General features: G+C 44.9%; 1 protein-coding gene. It reads left to right on the top strand.

Annotated features, from left to right (window positions below):
• Positions 1-194 precede the first annotated feature (194 nt).
• Positions 195-809, top strand: a complete 615-nt coding sequence (locus tag BABA_RS24435; protein WP_211214213.1) for a SpaA isopeptide-forming pilin-related protein — start codon at positions 195-197, stop codon at positions 807-809.
• Positions 810-851 lie beyond the last annotated feature (42 nt).

Genomic DNA, 851 nt, shown 5'->3' with positions numbered 1-851 from the left:
TGCTGTATTGGCATTCAAGAAATGGGAAAATGCGGCCGAATAAGGCGTATTTGACTATCCCTTGAAAAAAGGTGCTGATTTTATCTTGCCCGTCACAAATAGCAAGATTGATATTAAAGCTGCTGACGAGTTTAACCTCAGCAAAAGACTCGGCAACAACAGCCATCACGAATGCTTATGGGGCTGACCTTTCAATGACTGCCGCTGTTCAGTCTACATTGAATGTTGGTGGAGTTGACATGACGAAGACAGGCGCCTCAACGAGCGATGCCTTGAAAGGTGCAACATTTACGGTAGTCCGTGCGGACAATAAAGCTGATGCCCAAGCTTTTATCATTGCCAATGCAGCCTACTTTAATAACTCGGCAGCTGGCGGTTCAGTGGCAAATCCAACTTTGGCTAAGGCAGCCTTTGTCACAGGGGATTCCAATGGTAACGCAAGTACGACAGCAACCACACCAGTGACGTTCACGACTGGAGAAGATGGTATTGCAACATTTAGCGGTTTGAACTTGGTAGATGACAATACAGATACTACTAATACAAGCAACTACTACCTTGTCGAAGTTGCCGCACCAAAAGGTTATCAACTTCCAGCACCAAATACAGCAGCAAACTTGACAGGCGCTGTGACAGCTAGTACCGCACCTACTGCGACTGACACAACCATTACTAATAGCAAACCATTTGCTTTGCCATTTACTGGTGGACAAGGATTGGCAGGGATTATCGCTATTGCCACAGTCTCAGGAGTTGTAGCCTTTGCCATCAAACGTCGTAAAGATAATGAAGAAGAAGTCGTAAAATAAGCTAGATTACCTTTGAGGCAAGATAACGACAAGTACTAATAG

The sequence above is a fragment of the Neobacillus bataviensis LMG 21833 genome, assembly GCF_000307875.1.
GTDB lineage: Bacteria > Bacillota > Bacilli > Bacillales > Cytobacillaceae > Neobacillus > Neobacillus bataviensis.
The sequence above is the reverse complement of the archived record's forward strand: the minus strand, read 5'-3'. Positions and strand labels throughout refer to the sequence as shown.